The organism is Streptomyces sp. NRRL WC-3549 (assembly GCF_000721935.1).
In the GTDB taxonomy this organism is placed as follows: domain Bacteria; phylum Actinomycetota; class Actinomycetes; order Streptomycetales; family Streptomycetaceae; genus Streptomyces.
This window is the reverse complement of the sequence record NZ_KL585414.1, coordinates 292,372-306,902: the sequence shown is the minus strand read 5'-3', so window position 1 is coordinate 306,902 and position 14,531 is coordinate 292,372. Positions and strand designations below refer to the sequence as shown.

Below are 14,531 nucleotides of genomic sequence, written 5' to 3'. Positions count from 1 at the left end.
CCGGCGGCAAGGTCGCCGTCACCGGCTCGCAGGGCGACTGGCAGCTCACCGTCGACGGCCGGCCGTACCAGGTCAAGGGGCTCACCTGGGGGCCCTCCGTCGCCGACGCGGGCCGCTACCTGCCCGACCTGAGGTCCATGGGAGTGAACACCATCCGCACCTGGGGCACCGACGGCTCCAGCAAGCCCCTGCTCGACGAGGCCGCGGCCAACGGCATCAAGGTCGTCAGCGGCTTCTGGCTCCAGCCCGGCGGCGGCCCCGGCAGCGGCGGTTGCGTCGACTACGTGACCGACACGGCGTACAAGAACGACTCGCTCACCGAGTTCGCCAAGTGGGTCGACGCCTACAAGAGCCACCCCGGCGTACTGATGTGGAACGTCGGCAACGAATCCGTCCTCGGCCTCCAGAACTGCTACGGCGGCGACGAACTGGAGCGGCAGCGCGACGCGTACACCGGCTTCGTCAACGACGTCGCCAAGAAGATCCACACCATCGACCCGGACCACCCGGTCACCTCGACCGACGCGTGGACGGGGGCCTGGCCGTACTACAAGCGCAACGCCCCCGACCTCGACCTGTACTCGATGAACTCCTACGGCGACGTCTGCAACGTGCGCGGTGCCTGGGAGGCGGGCGGGTACACCAAGCCCTACATCATCACCGAGGGCGGCCCGGCCGGTGAGTGGGAGGTGCCCGACGACGCCAACGGGGTGCCCGACGAACCCACCGACGTGCAGAAGGCCGAGGGGTACACCAAGGCCTGGGACTGCGTCACCGGGCACCGGGGCGTGGCCCTCGGCGCGACGCTCTTCCACTACGGCCTGGAGCACGACTTCGGCGGCGTCTGGTTCAACCTGGTACCGGACGGCCTGAAGCGCCTGTCGTACTACGCGGTGAAGAAGGCGTACGCCGGATCGACGAGCGGGGACAACACCCCGCCCGTCATCTCGGGCATGACGGCCGCCCCGGCCTCCTCCGCGCCCGCCGGCAAGGAGTTCACCGTCCGCGCCGACGTACGGGACCCGGACGGCGACCCGGTGACGTACAAGGTCTTCCTCAGCGGCAACTACGCCACCGGCGACAACCGGCTCGTCGAGGCCCGGTGGCGCTCCACCGGCGACGGCGCCTTCGCGGTCACCGCGCCCGAGAAGCTCGGCGTGTGGAAGGTGTACATCCAGGCCGAGGACGGCCACGGCAACGCCGGCATCGAGACCAGGTCGGTCAAGGTCGTCGCGCCGCCCGTCGACGGCACCGACATCGCGCTGAACAAGCCCACCACGGCCTCCTCCTTCCAGGAGTCCTACGGCGACTGCCCCTGCACCCCGGACCTGGCGACCGACGGCCGGGCGGACACCCGCTGGGCCAGCGACTGGAGCGACCCGCAGTGGATCCAGGTGGACCTGGGCGCCCCGACCGCCTTCCGCACCCTCCAGCTGGTCTGGGACCCCGCCTACGCCAAGGCGTACGAGGTGCGGGTGTCCGACGACGGCACCGACTGGCGCACCGTGCACACGACCACCTCGGGTGACGGCGACATCGACACGCTCGACATCGCGGCCACGGCCCGGTACGTACGACTCCAGCTGACGGCCCGCGGCACGGAATGGGGGTACTCGCTCCACGAGTTCGGCATCTACAGCTGACCCCCGGGGGCGCCCGCGAGGGCACCCCCGAACACCGGGGGCGTGCGCCGCATCACCGCGCCGCGCGCCCCTCGGTGCTGTCCGCCCTGCCGGTGCCGCGGCCCGCGGACGGGCTCCGGTCCTGCCGCCGTCGGCCGCCGTGCGGCTCAACGGGCCGTCGAGACCCAACCGTTGCAATGCGGCGGTCTGCTTCCCGCGCCGCAGGTCACACGCCGTGCGGCCGCCGTGAACCCCCACCCCGGCCCCCTCTCCCGAAGCTCCCGGACGCGACGTACCGCTGCGAAAGCCCTTGACGGCCCCTTCGCTTGGGGTTTAACTCACATCCTAAATTAAGCCGTAGGGGTTTCAGGGGCCGCTCGTGGGGCGCTGCTCCGGTCCCGCTCCTCGGCGCCCCCTCACCACCCTTCGAAAGGCCTCCGGAGTCATGCGCAGAATCAGAGCCGCGGCCGTCGGCACCGTCACCCTCTCGCTCGTCCTCACCGCGGCCGCCTGCGGCGGTGGGTCCTCCGGTGCGGGCGGGTCCAACGAGCAGCCCAAGACCCTCACGTACTGGGCCTCGAACCAGGGCGCCAGCCTGGAGGTGGACAAGAAGGTCCTCCAGCCGGAACTCGACAAGTTCGAGAAGGAGACCGGCATCAAGGTCAAGCTGGAGGTGGTGCCCTGGGGCGATCTGCTGAACCGCATCCTCACCGCGACCACGTCCGGACAGGGCCCCGACGTCCTGAACATCGGCAACACCTGGAGCGCCTCCCTGCAGTCGAGCGGCGCGCTGCTGCCCTGGAACGCCGAGAACTTCGAGGCGATCGGCGGCAAGGACCGCTTCGTCGACTCCGCGCTCGGTTCCACCGGCGTCGAGGGCGAGGAGCCGGCCGCCGTCCCGCTCTACTCCATGGCCTACGCGCTCTACTACAACAAGAAGATGTTCGCCGACGCCGGCATCAAGCAGCCGCCCGCCACCTGGGACGAGCTCGTCGAGACCGGCAAGAAGCTGTCCAAGGACGGCAAGTGGGCGCTCGGCGCCGAGGGCTCCAACCTCTCCAACAACATCCACCAGGTCTTCGTGCTCGGCAAGCAGCACGGCGCGGACTTCTTCACCGCCGACGGCAAGCCTGACTTCACGTCCGAGGGGGCGGTCGCGGCCGTCAAGCAGTACGTCGACCTGATGGCCAAGGACAAGATCATCGCGCCCGGCAACGCCGAGTACGCGCAGAACCAGTCCCTCAGCGACTTCGCCAAGAACAAGACGGCGATGGTGCTGTGGCAGACCGCGGCCGCCACCTTCAAGTCCCAGGGCATGGACGAGTCGGAGTGGGGCGTCGCGCCCGCGCCCGTCCGGTCGGGCAAGCCCGGCCAGGACACCGGCGTCAACTCCATGGTCGCCGGCATCAACATGGCCGTCTTCAACAACACCAAGAACATCGACGGTGCCAAGAAGTTCGTGAAGTTCATGACCAGCGACGAGGAGCAGGTCCTCCTCAACAAGGCCTACGGCTCCATCCCGCCGGTCAAGGCCGCCCAGGAGGACGAGGCGTTCAGCACCTTCGCGCTGTCCCCGCTGCGCGAGGCCCTCGCCACCAGCGCCGCCGCCCTGCCGCAGGTCCCCGAGGAGTCCCAGTTCGAGACGGTCGTCGGCACCGCGGTCAAGGAGCTTTTCGCCGACGCCGCCGCCGGCCGCCCGGTGACGACCGAGTCCGTCAAGGCCAAGCTCGAAAAGGCCCAGCAGCAGATGCCCAAGAAGTGAGCACGGACACCACCATGACCACCACCGCCGCCCCCGCGACAGGCGAGCGGACAGCACGGAAGACGGACCCCGGAGCGGCGCCGCGCAGACGCCGCTCCGGGCGGCTGCGCCGCATCGGACTTCCGTACCTGCTGCTGCTCCCCGCCCTCCTCCTCGAACTGCTGGTCCACCTGGTGCCGATGGTCATCGGCGTGGTCGTCAGCTTCCGCGAGCTCACCCAGTTCTACATCCGTGACTGGACCACCTCGCCGTGGGCCGCCTTCGACAACTACACCGTCTCGGTCGACCTCGACGCGCCGGTGGGCGAGGCGCTGCTGCACTCGTTCCTCGTCACCTGCCTGTTCACGGTCCTGTCGGTGGGCCTGTGCGGGCTGCTCGGCACCGCCGCCGCCGTCTTCATGCAGGAGACCTTCCGCGGCCGGGGCTTCCTGCGCACGCTCTTCCTCGTGCCGTACGCGCTGCCCGTCTACGCCGCCGTCATCACCTGGGCGTTCATGTTCCAGCGGGACAACGGCATCATCAACCACGTCGTCCACGACCAGCTGGGCCTCACGGACAGCCCTCCGTTCTGGCTGCTGGGCGACAACAGCTTCTTCGCCCTGCTCGTGGTGTCGGTGTGGAAGGGCTGGCCGTTCGCCTTCCTCATCATGATGGCCGGGCTCCAGAACATCCCCCGGGAGATCTACGAGGCCGCCGCGCTCGACGGCGCGGGCATGTGGCAGCAGGTCCGCCGCATCACGCTGCCGTCCCTGCGCCCCGTCAACCAGGTCCTGGTCCTCGTGCTGTTCCTGTGGACGTTCAACGACTTCAACACGCCGTTCGTCCTCTTCGGCAAGTCCGCGCCGGCGGCGGCCGACCTGATCTCCATCCACATCTACCAGTCCTCCTTCCAGACCTGGAACTTCGGCGCCGGCTCCGCGATGTCCGTCCTGCTGCTGCTGTTCCTGCTCGTGGTGACGGGCCTCTACCTCCTGTTCACGTCCCGAGGAAAGAAGGCCAGCGATGGCTAGCCCCGCCCACCGGCCGTCCCGTTCGCCGATGGCACCCCCGCAGTCGTTCCTGTGGAGCCGGCGGATCTTCCTGACCCTGCTGACCGTCTTCGTCCTGCTGCCGGTCTTCGTCATGGTCACCAGCTCCCTGAAGCCGCTGGAGGACGTGACGGGGAAGTTCCAGTGGATCCCCTCCGGCCTGACGGTCCGCCCCTACTTCGACATCTGGGACACCGTCCCGCTCGCCCGGTACTTCGCCAACTCGCTGATCGTTGCCGGGGCGGCGACCGTCTGCTCCGTGGTGATCGCGGTGTTCGCCGCCTACGCGGTCAGCCGCTACACCTTCCGCGGCAAGCGCGTGTTCACCGTCACCGTGCTGTCCACGCAGATGTTCCCGGGCATCCTCTTCCTGCTGCCGCTGTTCCTCATCTACGTCAACATCGGCAACGCCACCGGCATCGCGCTGTTCGGCTCCCGCGGCGGCCTCATCCTCACCTACCTCACCTTCTCCCTCCCCTTCTCCATCTGGATGCTCATCGGGTACTTCGACTCGGTCCCGCGGGACCTGGACGAGGCGGCCAAGGTGGACGGCTGCGGCCCGTTCGGCGCACTGTTCCGGGTCATCGTGCCGGCCGCGACCCCGGGCATCGTCGCCGTCGCCGTCTACGCGTTCATGACCGCCTGGGGCGAGGTCCTCTTCGCCTCCGTCATGACCAACGACACCACCCGCACCCTGGCCGTCGGCCTGCAGGGCTACTCCACGCAGAACGACGTGTACTGGAACCAGATCATGGCGGCCTCGCTGGTGGTGAGCCTGCCCGTCGTCGCGGGATTCCTGCTGCTCCAGCGCTACCTCGTCACCGGCCTCACCGCCGGCGCCGTCAAGTAGCCCCGCGGCGGGCGCCCAGCCTTCCCCCACCCGCTGAACAGACCTGTGAGGTACCCAGTGTCCGAACCGATAGACCTCGCCGCCTTCCCCCGGGACTTCGTCTGGGGCACCGCGACGGCCGCGTACCAGATCGAGGGGGCCGTGGGCGAGGACGGCCGTTCCCCCTCCATCTGGGACACGTTCTCGCACACCCCCGGCAAGACCGAGAACGGCGACCACGGCGACGAGGCGTGCGACCACTACCACCGGTGGCCCGAGGACATCGCGCTGATGAAGCGCCTGGGTGCCGGCGCCTACCGGATGTCGACGGCCTGGCCCCGCGTCCTGCCCGCCGGAGACGGCCCCGTCAACGAGGCGGGCCTCGACTTCTACGACCGGCTGGTGGACGGCCTCCTGGAAGCCGGCATCACCCCCAACATCACCCTCTACCACTGGGACCTGCCCCAGGCGCTCCAGGACCGGGGCGGCTGGACCGTCCGCGACACCGCCGAGCACCTCGCCGCGTACGCCTCCGTGGTGGCCGCCCGCCTCGGCGACCGGGTCACCCGGTGGGCCACGCTCAACGAACCCCTGTGCTCCGGATGGATCGGCCACCTGGAAGGCCGGATGGCCCCCGGCCTCACCGACCTGACCGCCGCCGTCCGCGCCTCCTACCACCTGCTGCTCGGCCACGGCCTCGCCGCCCAAGCCGTCCGCGCCGCCGTACCGGGGGCCGAGATCGGCCTGGTCACCAACCACTCCACCGTCGAGGCTGCCTCCTCCCGCCCCGAGGACCTGGCCGCGGCCGCCCGGATGGACGGCCACACCAACCGGTGGTGGCTCGACCCGGTGTACGGCCGGGGTTTCCCCGCCGACATGCGCGAGCTCTACGGCGTCGAGCTGCCCGAACGCGACGGCGACCCGGACGTCATCGCCACCCCCCTGGACTGGCACGGCCTGAACTACTACTTCCCGGTCACCGTCGCCGACGACCCCCAGGGGCCCGTCCCGCACGCCCGGGAGATCGCCCTGCCCGGTGTGGAGCGCACCGGCATGGACTGGCAGATCGACGCCGGCGGCCTGGAGGCACTGCTGATGCGCCTCACCGACGACTACGGCGTACGCCGTCTGTACGTCACCGAGAACGGCTCGGCCTTCCCCGACACCGTCGGCCCCGACGGCGCCGTGGACGACCCCGAGCGCACCCGCTACCTGGAGCAGCACCTGGCCGCCTGCGCCCGTGCCGTGCGCAAGGGCGCGCCCCTGGAGGGGTACTACGCCTGGTCGCTGCTGGACAACTTCGAATGGGCCTACGGCTACGACAAGCGCTTCGGCCTGGTCCACGTCGACTACCCGACGCAGCGGCGCACCGTGAAGACCAGCGGCCGCCGGTACGCCGGCATCATCCGCGCCCACCGCGAGCTGCACGCCTGACGGCCTGTCACCCGTGCGCACGGCGGGCCGGAAGGGTGACCCCTCCGGCCCGCCGCGCACGTCCGTCCCGAAGGGACGGGCGGAACCCGGTCACGGCGCCGTGGCGGCGGGCCCCTCCCGGCGAGGCGCCGGGAGGACACGACGGGAGTCAGGCGCACGGGCGGACGCTGTGATCGTCGGCGCCGGGCGGGGTAGGGGTTACCTCGGACATGACGGCGTACGACGTGACGGCAGGGAGCGCACCGGTGCTGCTGGCGAAGGAGAAGGCGCGCCCGAGGAGCGGGAAGCGGCACACGGCGAAGGGGGCGGTGGACGCCCTCGACGCACGGCTGCCCCTGGCCGAGGCGGGGCGTGCGCTGCTGCGCAAGGCGTTCCCCGACCACTGGTCGTTCCTGCTGGGCGAGCTGGCGCTCTACAGTTTCCTCGTCCTCCTGCTGTCCGGCGTCTATCTGACGTTGTTCTTCGAGCCGTCGATGGCCGAAGTGGTCTACGACGGTTCCCACGCCCCCCTGCGCGGCCTGCGGATGTCCGAGGCGTACGCCTCCACCCTGCGCATCAGCTTCGACGTCCGGGGCGGACTGCTGGTCCGTCAGATCCACCACTGGGGCGCACTGGTCTTCGTCGCCTCGATCGGCGCGCACCTGCTGAGGGTCTTCCTCACCGGCGCGTTCCGCAGGCCGCGCGAGCTCAACTGGGTGGTGGGCGTGACGATGTTCCTCCTGGCCCTGCTGGAGGGCTTCGCCGGCTACTCGCTCCCCGACGACCTGCTGTCCGGCACCGGCCTGCGCACCGCCCAGGGCATCATGCTCTCGGTCCCCGTCGTCGGCAGCTATCTGAGCTTCTTCGTCTTCGGCGGCGAGTTCCCCGGGGAGGACATCGTGTCCCGTCTCTACCCCGTGCACATCCTGCTCGTCCCCGGGCTGCTGCTCGCCCTGGTCAGCCTGCACCTCCTGCTCATCGTGCACCTGAAACACACCCAGTGGGCCGGGCCGGGCAGGACCGGCCGCAACGTGGTGGGCAAGCCGTTCCACCCGCAGTACACGGCGAAGTCGGGCGGCCTGTTCTTCCTGGTCTTCGCCGTGCTCACGCTGCTGGCCGCCGTCGCGCAGATCAACCCGGTCTGGGACTACGGCCCCTACCGCCCCGACCAGGTCTCCACCGGCTCCCAGCCCGACTGGTACGTCGGCTTCCTCGAAGGCGCGCTGCGCCTGATGCCCGGGGTGGAGACCCGGCTGTGGGGCCACACCCTCATGTGGAACCCTCTGGTGCCCGGGGTCATCCTGCCGGGCGCCCTCTTCCTCGTGCTGTACGCCTACCCCTTCTTCGAACGGTGGATCACCCGGGGCACCGGCGAGCACCACCTGTGCGACCGGCCACGCGACCGGCCGGTCCGCACCGGGCTGGGCGTCGCCGCGCTGACGGCGTACGCGGTGCTGCTGCTCGCCGGCGCCCAGGACGTGCTCGCCTTCGTCTTCGACGTGCCCGTCCACGCACTGACCTGGACGTTCCGTGTCGCCCTGTTCGTGCTCCCGGTGGTGGCCTTCCTGGTGACGGGCCGGCTCTGCCTCGCCGCCCAGGCCCGGGACCGGGACCTCCTGGAGGAGGGCGAGGAGACCGGTGGGGTGCGCCAGTCCGTCGAAGGCGGTTACCACCCGGGCCACCAGGGTCTCCCCGCCGGGAAGCGGTACGTGCTGATGGCCAGGGACCTGCCCCGGCCGCTGGACCCGCGCACCACCCGGCGCGACCCGGCCCCCGCACGCCTCGCCGACCGGCTGCGGGTCGCGCTCAGCCGGTGGTTCTACCGGGACGCGGTGCGGCCCCCGATGACCGAGGAGCAGCAGCGGGAGGCGGCCGAGGTCCTGGCCGGCCCCGACCGGCACGGCTGAGGGGCGTCCGGCCCGGCCGTACGGCTCAGTCCGTGCGGTCCGGGTTCTGGAAGACGAAGCCGAACACGCCCGGGACGAGGACGCCGAGGCCGATCAGGAACAGCCACAGCCCGTGGACGGTGCCCAGGCCCAGCAGGGCGGTGCCGGCGGCGGTGAGGACGGGGAAGTAGCTCCGGGCGGGAAAGTACGCCCGCCTGCCGCCCACCTCCCGTACTCGGGCGTCCTTGCGGTCCTCCGGGCGGGGGCCGACGCTCGCGTAACCCCACCAGAGGAACGCGGCGATCAGCGCGGACATCAGGAACGACACCAGCAGCGCGGCGATGCCGGCCGGATCGGTGGAGAACGCGGCGTAGACCGAGCCGGTCACCGCGAAGAACAGCGCCACACCCGTGAAGAGCCAGGCCTCGCTCCTCATCCGGTCACCTGCCGTGTGGTGTCGGGGTCGGGCGTGGAGTGGTGGCCCGCCGACGCGCTCGGGTGGGCGGACCCGACCCGTACCTCGGGGTGGTGCAGGTCGAAGGCGGGGGAGTCGCTGCGGATCCGGGGCAGCGCGTGGAAGTTGTGCCGGGGCGGCGGGCAGCTGGTGGCCCACTCCAGGGAGCGCCCCCAGCCCCAGGGGTCGTCGCAGGTCACCTTCGCGCCGTACCGGTGGGTCTTGTAGAGGTTGTACAGGAACGGCAGCGTCGACAGGCCCAGCAGGAACGCCCCGAGGGAGGAGACGGTGTTGAGGGTGGTGAACCCGTCGGCGGCCAGGTAGTCCGCGTACCGGCGCGGCATGCCCTGCTCACCGAGCCAGTGCTGGACGAGGAAGGTGAGCTGGAAGCCGGTGAACAGGGTCCAGAAGTGCATCTTCCCGAGCCGCTCGTCGAGCATCCGCCCGGTGAACTTGGGCCACCAGAAGTAGAAGCCGGCGAACGTGGCGAAGACGATCGTGCCGAACAGCACGTAGTGCAGGTGGGCCACGACGAAGTAGCTGTCCGTCAGATGGAAGTCCAGCGGCGGCGAGGCCACCAGCACCCCGGTCAGTCCGCCGAGCAGGAAGGTGACCAGGAAGCCGACGGACCACAGCATCGGCGTCTCGAACGACAGGGAGCCGTGCCACATGGTCCCGATCCAGTTGAAGAACTTCACCCCCGTGGGCACGGCGATCAGGAAGGACATCAGGGAGAAGAACGGCAGCAGCACCGAGCCCGTGGCGAACATGTGGTGCGCCCACACGGTGGCCGACAGTCCGGTGATGGCGATCGTGGCGCCGACCAGTCCGACGTAGCCGAAGATCGGCTTCCGGCTGAACACCGGGAGGATCTCACTGACCACCCCGAAGAACGGCAGAGCCACGATGTACACCTCCGGATGGCCGAAGAACCAGAACAGGTGCTGCCACAGCAGCGCTCCGCCGTTGGCCGCGTCGAAGACGTGCGCCCCGAACTTCCTGTCCGCCTCCAGCGCGAGCAGCGCGGCCGTCAGCACCGGGAAGGCCAGCAGCGCCAGGATGGACGTGAACAGCACGTTCCAGGTGAAGATCGGCATCCGGAAGAGGGTCATGCCGGGAGCGCGCAGGCAGATGATCGTGGTGATGAAGTTGACCGACCCGAGGATCGTGCTCAGCCCCGAGACCACCAGCCCCATGACCCAGAGGTCGGCCCCCGTGCCGGGGGTGAAGAGGGAACCGTTCAGGGGCGCGTACGCGAACCAGCCGAAGGAGGCCGCGCCGTTCGACGTGAGGAAACCCGAGACGACCAGCAGGCCGCCGAACAGGTAGACCCAGTAGGTGAAGGCGTTCAGCCGGGGGAAGGCCACGTCGGGCGCGCCGATCTGCAACGGCATGATCGCGTTGGCGAAGCCGGTGAAGGTCGGCGTGGCGAACAGCAGCATCATGATCGTGCCGTGCACGGTGAACAACTGGTTGTACTGCTCGGGGGAGACGATCTGCAGGCCCGGGCGGGCCAGCTCGGCGCGCATCAGCATCGCCAGCAGGCCGGCGAACAGGAAGAACGCGAACGAGGTGGCCAGGTACATGTTGCCGATCAGCTTGTGATCGGTCGTCGAGAGCAGACCCAGCAGCCTCCTGCCCTGCCCGACCCGCCGCTCGGTCCCGTCCCTCACTGGTGCGGCCTGCGGCCGCGTACGCATGGACACCCTTCGCCCTTCCGGAGAACCGTCCGTAACCGGTGTACTCAGCCTCTTCCGTGCCAACCTTCGCATTGCGGCCTGCTGCCGTACGTAACCGGCGCGGCGCGCCACGCCGGTGTCACAGGCTCGTCAGGATCTGGGGCGACAGGTTCTTGATCATGGTGTTCGTCCAGCGCATCTGACGGAGCGCCTGGGGGTGGCAGGAGGAGGCGAGGCCCAGCAGCCCCTTGTCCCGGGTGGCCTGTGCGGCCTGCGCCAGCATCTCCCAGTGCAGCGAGTTGTACGTCGCGGCCAGATGGAGGTCGCGCAGGTCCCGCAGGAGCAGCAGTCCGGGTTCGGGCCGGCGGCCCACCACCTCGGACGCCTTGCGCCGCAGCGCCCCGAGCACACCCCCGGAGGGATCCCCACCCGGATCGTCCAGGTCCAGGCCGTGTCCGGCGGCCGCTTCGGCCAGACGCCGGACGTGTTCCCGGGACCAGGCGGCGAGGTCGTGGGCGACGTGGTGGACCTCGTGCTCGGTGCGGTGGCGGTCCGCCACGGTCAGCAGCCCGTCGCAGAGGTGCTGTTCGCCGTGGTGCAGGGTGCGCAGAGCGAGCCGGACGCCGTTCAACGGTTGCCTCCCGGTGTGTCCCACGTGGAGTCCGGGGTCTGCGACACGTGGGCGCGCGGACCGCCGGTCGTCGCCCGGAGACCCCCGGGGGCCTCCGGAGCCGACGCGGTGGTGGTGGGGGCCGGGGCCGTTCTCCCGTTGCCGCGCTCGACGAGGGTGAGGGCCGCCGCGGACGTCTTGAACAGCGGCTGCTTGGAGGCGGGGTCCCAGTCGGTGATCGTCGCCTCGTTCGCCGCCCGGCCCGGAGTGGTGGAGTCCGGGCCCGAGCCGGCGGGGGTGTCCCAGTAGCCGTAGTGGAACGGCACGAACAGCAGTCCCGGCCGCAGCCCCGTGACGCGCAGCCGGCCGCGCAGCGCCCCGCGAGGCGAACGGACCTCGACCAGATCGCCCTCGGCGAGGTCCCGTGCCGTGGCGTCCGCCGCACCGATCTCGACCCACACGTCCGGAGCCGCGTCGTTCAGCTGTGGTGCGCGGCCGGTCTTGGTGCGGGTGTGGAAGTGGTAGAGGGTCCGTCCGGTCGTCAGCTGGAAGGGGTACTCCTCGGTGGGCATCTCGTGGGGCGGCAGATAGCCGGCCGCCTTGATCATGGCCTTGCCGTCCGGGTTGAGGGAGCGGTACTCCACCACGCCGTCGGCGGCGCCCGTCTCCAGGTCCTTGCCGTAGTTCTCGCACACGTCGGGGTGGGCCCAGCTGATGCCGTCGGTGTAGAGCCGTTCGGTACCGTCCGGAGCCCGTTCGTCGACCGGCCACTGGATCCCGCCGCGCTCGCGCAGCATCGCGTAGGTGAGGCCGGTGTAGTCGCACGGGCGGCCGGCGCTGCACCGCTTCCACGCCTCGAACGCGGACTCCGGGCCGTCCCACGGGATCAGCGGACCGCCGTCCTTGTCGCGGAAGTCCATGCGCCGGGCGTAGTCGAGGAAGATGTCGAGGTCGGGCCTGGCTTCTCCCGGCGGTTCGACGGCCCTGCCGGACAGGTGCACGGTGCGGTCGGCGTTGGTGAAGGTGCCGGTCTTCTCGCCCCAGGTGGCGGCCGGCAGCACGACGTCGGCGAGCTGCGCCGTCTCGGTGAGGAACAGGTCCTGCACGACGGTGAAGAGCCGCTCCTGGGAGAGGATCCGGCGGACGCGGGAGAGTTCGGGCAGGGAGACGGCCGGGTTGGTCCCGCTGATCCACAGCATCCGGACCGAGCCCTGTTCGGCGTACCGGAAGATCTGCATGGCGTGGGTCGGCGGCGCGTAGTGCGGAATCGTGTCCGGCTCCACGTTCCACACCTCGGCCAGGTCGGCGACGTGCGCGTCGTTCTGCCAGTTGCGGAACCCGGGCAGGTCGCCGTTGGCACCGCACTCCCGGGTGTTCTGGGCGGTCGGCTGCCCGTTCATCTGCAGGACGCCGGCGCCCGGACGCCCCAGCATGCCGCGGATCAGGTGCAGGTTGTTGACCTGGACGGCGGCCGCGGTGGCCTGGTGGGACTGGTAGACGCCCTGGAGCACGGTGGAGAGCAACCGGTCCGCGCCGCCCAGGAGTTCGGCCGCCTCACCGATCCGGGCGGCCGGGACGTCGCAGATGCCCGCCGCCCACGCCGGGGTGCACTCCGCGACCCGAGCGGCGAGTTCCTCGTACCCGACCGTGTGCGCCTCGACGTACGCGTGATCGACCCGGTCGGTCCGGATGACCTCGTGCAGCAGGGCGTTGAGCAGGGCGACGTTCGTACCGAGGCGTGGGGCGAGGTGCACGGCCGCACTGCGGGCCACCCGGGTGGGGCGCGGGTCCACGCAGAGGAGCCGCGGGGGCTCCGCGCCCTCCAGCCGGTCCAGGATCCGCATCCACTGCACCGGCTGGGTCTCGGCGAGATTGTGGCCGAAGAGGGCGATGACGTCGGCGTGGTCGATGTCCTCGTAGCTGCCGGGCTGGCCGTCGCAGCCGAAGGACTCCTTGAGGGCCTCCGCGGCCGTGGAGGTGCACAGCCGGGTGTTGCCGTCGAGGTGGTTGGTGCCGATGCCCGCACGGGCCAGCACGGCCAGGGTGTAGTACTCCTCCAGGAACAGCTGGCCCGAGGTGTAGAAGGCGAGCGACCCGGGGCCGCGCTCCTCCAACAGGTCTTGTGAGCGGGCTACGACGCGGCCCATCGCGGTCTCCCAGTCACACTCCACCAGCCGGCCGCCCTCACGCACCAGCGGCCGGGTCAGCCGGTCGGGCGAGGAGTTGGCCTGCCAGCCGAACAGGTCCTTGGGCCCGAGCCTGCCCCGGTTGACCCGGTCGTCGGCCCGCCCCCGCACGCCGGCCATCCGGCCGTCGACGACGGCGATGTCCATGGCGTCCCCGTCCGAATGAAGGATCGAAGCCGCCTGCACCCACTCCTGCACCATGGCCGGCTCCACGCCGTCGGCGAGGAAGGTGTCCACCCGGGCGGGCCACTGCTCGTGCCGCCCGTACGGGACACGACCGCCCCACGGGTCGCCGATCCGGTCCACCGGGGACTCCATCGCTCACTCCTGTCTGCCGATCCGCTGACGGGTACCCCGATGCCGGGGCCTGACTCCACGGAATGCGTGAGCCGTGGGAAGCCGAGCGCCGTCCCGGCGCACCACGGGCCACCCGTGCACGCCGGCGGGCCGTCGTGGCGGAGATGGCCCACAACGGCCCGCCGGGGTCCGGCACGGTCAGTGGCCCTCCTTGCCCACTTCCTTGTTCACGTCGGCCGGTGAGTCGTAGCTCTTCTCCGGGAGGGCGCCGAGGGCGTCCATGACGTCCCGGCCGGCGCCGTGCTGTTTCGCCTGGTCGAGGATCTGCTGCTTGTCCGCCGGGTAGCCGACGCCGCCGAGGCACTTCTGGAGTTCGATGGGGTTCACAGTCATGTGACCACGGATACCCAGGGGCGCCGGGCCGGCTGCGCTGAGTAGCCCACCGTCATCCCGATGGCCCTGTCTCCGGCGGACCGTACGGGCCGGGCGTGGGACCCGGGTGTCCGCCCGGCCCTGATCCTCGGCCGCACTTCTGCCCGCCGTGGATGTTTCCGCCCCGAGTCGGCGGTCAGGTGGCGGTCAGGATGCCCGTGAGGGCCGCATGGGGTTTCGTACCCATAGAGGAACGAGGCGCCGCCTCCTGCCGCGAGGGCCGAAGAGCCGCGAGGACAGGGGGAGCGGCCTCCCGGGCGCGGTTGGCGAAGTGTGCGAGAAGGAAGCGGAACGGTGAAGCCCGAGTCGTCGTCAGAACCCAGTGGACCGGCT

Annotated in this window: 11 protein-coding genes; 6 read left to right on the top strand and 5 right to left on the bottom strand. The window is 70.6% G+C overall.

Annotation, left to right across the window (positions count from 1 at the left end; genetic code table 11):
* The 6 genes from IH13_RS0122740 to IH13_RS0122715 all read left to right on the top strand — a co-directional run.
* Nucleotides 1-1,643 (top strand): discoidin domain-containing protein (locus tag IH13_RS0122740; RefSeq protein ID WP_031087274.1); only part of this gene is annotated, 1,643 nt, incomplete at its 5' end.
* 424 nt (nt 1,644-2,067) lie between these two features.
* Nucleotides 2,068-3,384 (top strand): ABC transporter substrate-binding protein, encoded by a 1,317-nt coding sequence (locus IH13_RS0122735; RefSeq protein WP_031087272.1) that lies wholly within the window; start codon nt 2,068-2,070, stop codon nt 3,382-3,384.
* A 14-nt stretch (nt 3,385-3,398) separates the two neighbouring features.
* Nucleotides 3,399-4,394: a carbohydrate ABC transporter permease gene (locus IH13_RS0122730; protein WP_031087270.1), complete on the top strand. Its 996-nt coding sequence runs from the start codon at nt 3,399-3,401 to the stop codon at nt 4,392-4,394.
* A gap of 28 nt (nt 4,395-4,422) precedes the next feature.
* Complete coding sequence (locus tag IH13_RS0122725) at nt 4,423-5,262, top strand: carbohydrate ABC transporter permease (RefSeq protein ID WP_031087268.1); 840 nt, start codon at nt 4,423-4,425, stop codon at nt 5,260-5,262.
* A gap of 57 nt (nt 5,263-5,319) precedes the next feature.
* Nucleotides 5,320-6,675 carry a GH1 family beta-glucosidase gene (locus IH13_RS0122720; RefSeq protein WP_031087266.1) on the top strand — a complete coding sequence of 452 codons (1,356 nt, stop codon included), beginning with the start codon at nt 5,320-5,322 and terminating at the stop codon, nt 6,673-6,675.
* Between the two features lie 209 nt (nt 6,676-6,884).
* Nucleotides 6,885-8,561, top strand: coding sequence for a cytochrome bc1 complex cytochrome b subunit (locus IH13_RS0122715; RefSeq protein WP_234433359.1), 1,677 nt, complete (start codon nt 6,885-6,887; stop codon nt 8,559-8,561).
* A 25-nt stretch (nt 8,562-8,586) separates the two neighbouring features.
* Here the strand turns inward: IH13_RS0122715 and IH13_RS0122710 are convergent, their stop codons facing one another.
* From IH13_RS0122710 to IH13_RS0122690, 5 genes are all read right to left on the bottom strand, one after another.
* Nucleotides 8,587-8,976, bottom strand: a complete 390-nt coding sequence (locus IH13_RS0122710) for an aa3-type cytochrome oxidase subunit IV (protein WP_031087263.1) — start codon at nt 8,974-8,976, stop codon at nt 8,587-8,589.
* Nucleotides 8,973-10,694, bottom strand: coding sequence for an aa3-type cytochrome oxidase subunit I (gene ctaD / locus IH13_RS0122705; RefSeq protein ID WP_031087262.1), 1,722 nt, complete (start codon nt 10,692-10,694; stop codon nt 8,973-8,975). The genes IH13_RS0122710 and ctaD overlap by 4 nt, the downstream gene beginning before the upstream one ends.
* 118 nt (nt 10,695-10,812) lie before the next feature.
* A complete protein-coding gene (locus IH13_RS0122700; RefSeq protein ID WP_031087261.1) occupies nt 10,813-11,304 on the bottom strand; it encodes a hypothetical protein in 492 nt (163 codons plus the stop codon).
* The gene (locus IH13_RS0122695; RefSeq protein WP_031087260.1) at nt 11,301-13,787 is read right to left on the bottom strand and encodes a molybdopterin oxidoreductase family protein; all 2,487 of its coding nucleotides are present in this window, start codon (nt 13,785-13,787) and stop codon (nt 11,301-11,303) included. The genes IH13_RS0122700 and IH13_RS0122695 overlap by 4 nt, the downstream gene beginning before the upstream one ends.
* Nucleotides 13,788-13,964: 177 nt before the next feature.
* On the bottom strand, nt 13,965-14,159 hold the full coding sequence (locus IH13_RS0122690) for a DUF2795 domain-containing protein (RefSeq protein WP_031087258.1): 195 nt from the start codon (nt 14,157-14,159) through the stop codon (nt 13,965-13,967).
* Nucleotides 14,160-14,531 lie beyond the last annotated feature (372 nt).

Excerpts from the sequence above, each read along its gene's own strand:
- IH13_RS0122735 (WP_031087272.1), top strand. The coding sequence starts at position 2,068 with ATGCGCAGAATCAGAGCCGCGGCCGTCGGCACCGTCACCCTCTCGCTC.
- IH13_RS0122730 (WP_031087270.1), top strand. The coding sequence starts at position 3,399 with ATGACCACCACCGCCGCCCCCGCGACAGGCGAGCGGACAGCACGGAAG.
- IH13_RS0122725 (WP_031087268.1), top strand. The coding sequence starts at position 4,423 with ATGGCACCCCCGCAGTCGTTCCTGTGGAGCCGGCGGATCTTCCTGACC.
- IH13_RS0122715 (WP_234433359.1), top strand. The coding sequence starts at position 6,885 with ATGACGGCGTACGACGTGACGGCAGGGAGCGCACCGGTGCTGCTGGCG.
- IH13_RS0122710 (WP_031087263.1), bottom strand. The coding sequence starts at position 8,976 with ATGAGGAGCGAGGCCTGGCTCTTCACGGGTGTGGCGCTGTTCTTCGCG.
- ctaD (WP_031087262.1), bottom strand. The coding sequence starts at position 10,694 with ATGCGTACGCGGCCGCAGGCCGCACCAGTGAGGGACGGGACCGAGCGG.
- IH13_RS0122695 (WP_031087260.1), bottom strand. The coding sequence starts at position 13,787 with ATGGAGTCCCCGGTGGACCGGATCGGCGACCCGTGGGGCGGTCGTGTC.
- IH13_RS0122690 (WP_031087258.1), bottom strand. The coding sequence starts at position 14,159 with ATGACTGTGAACCCCATCGAACTCCAGAAGTGCCTCGGCGGCGTCGGC.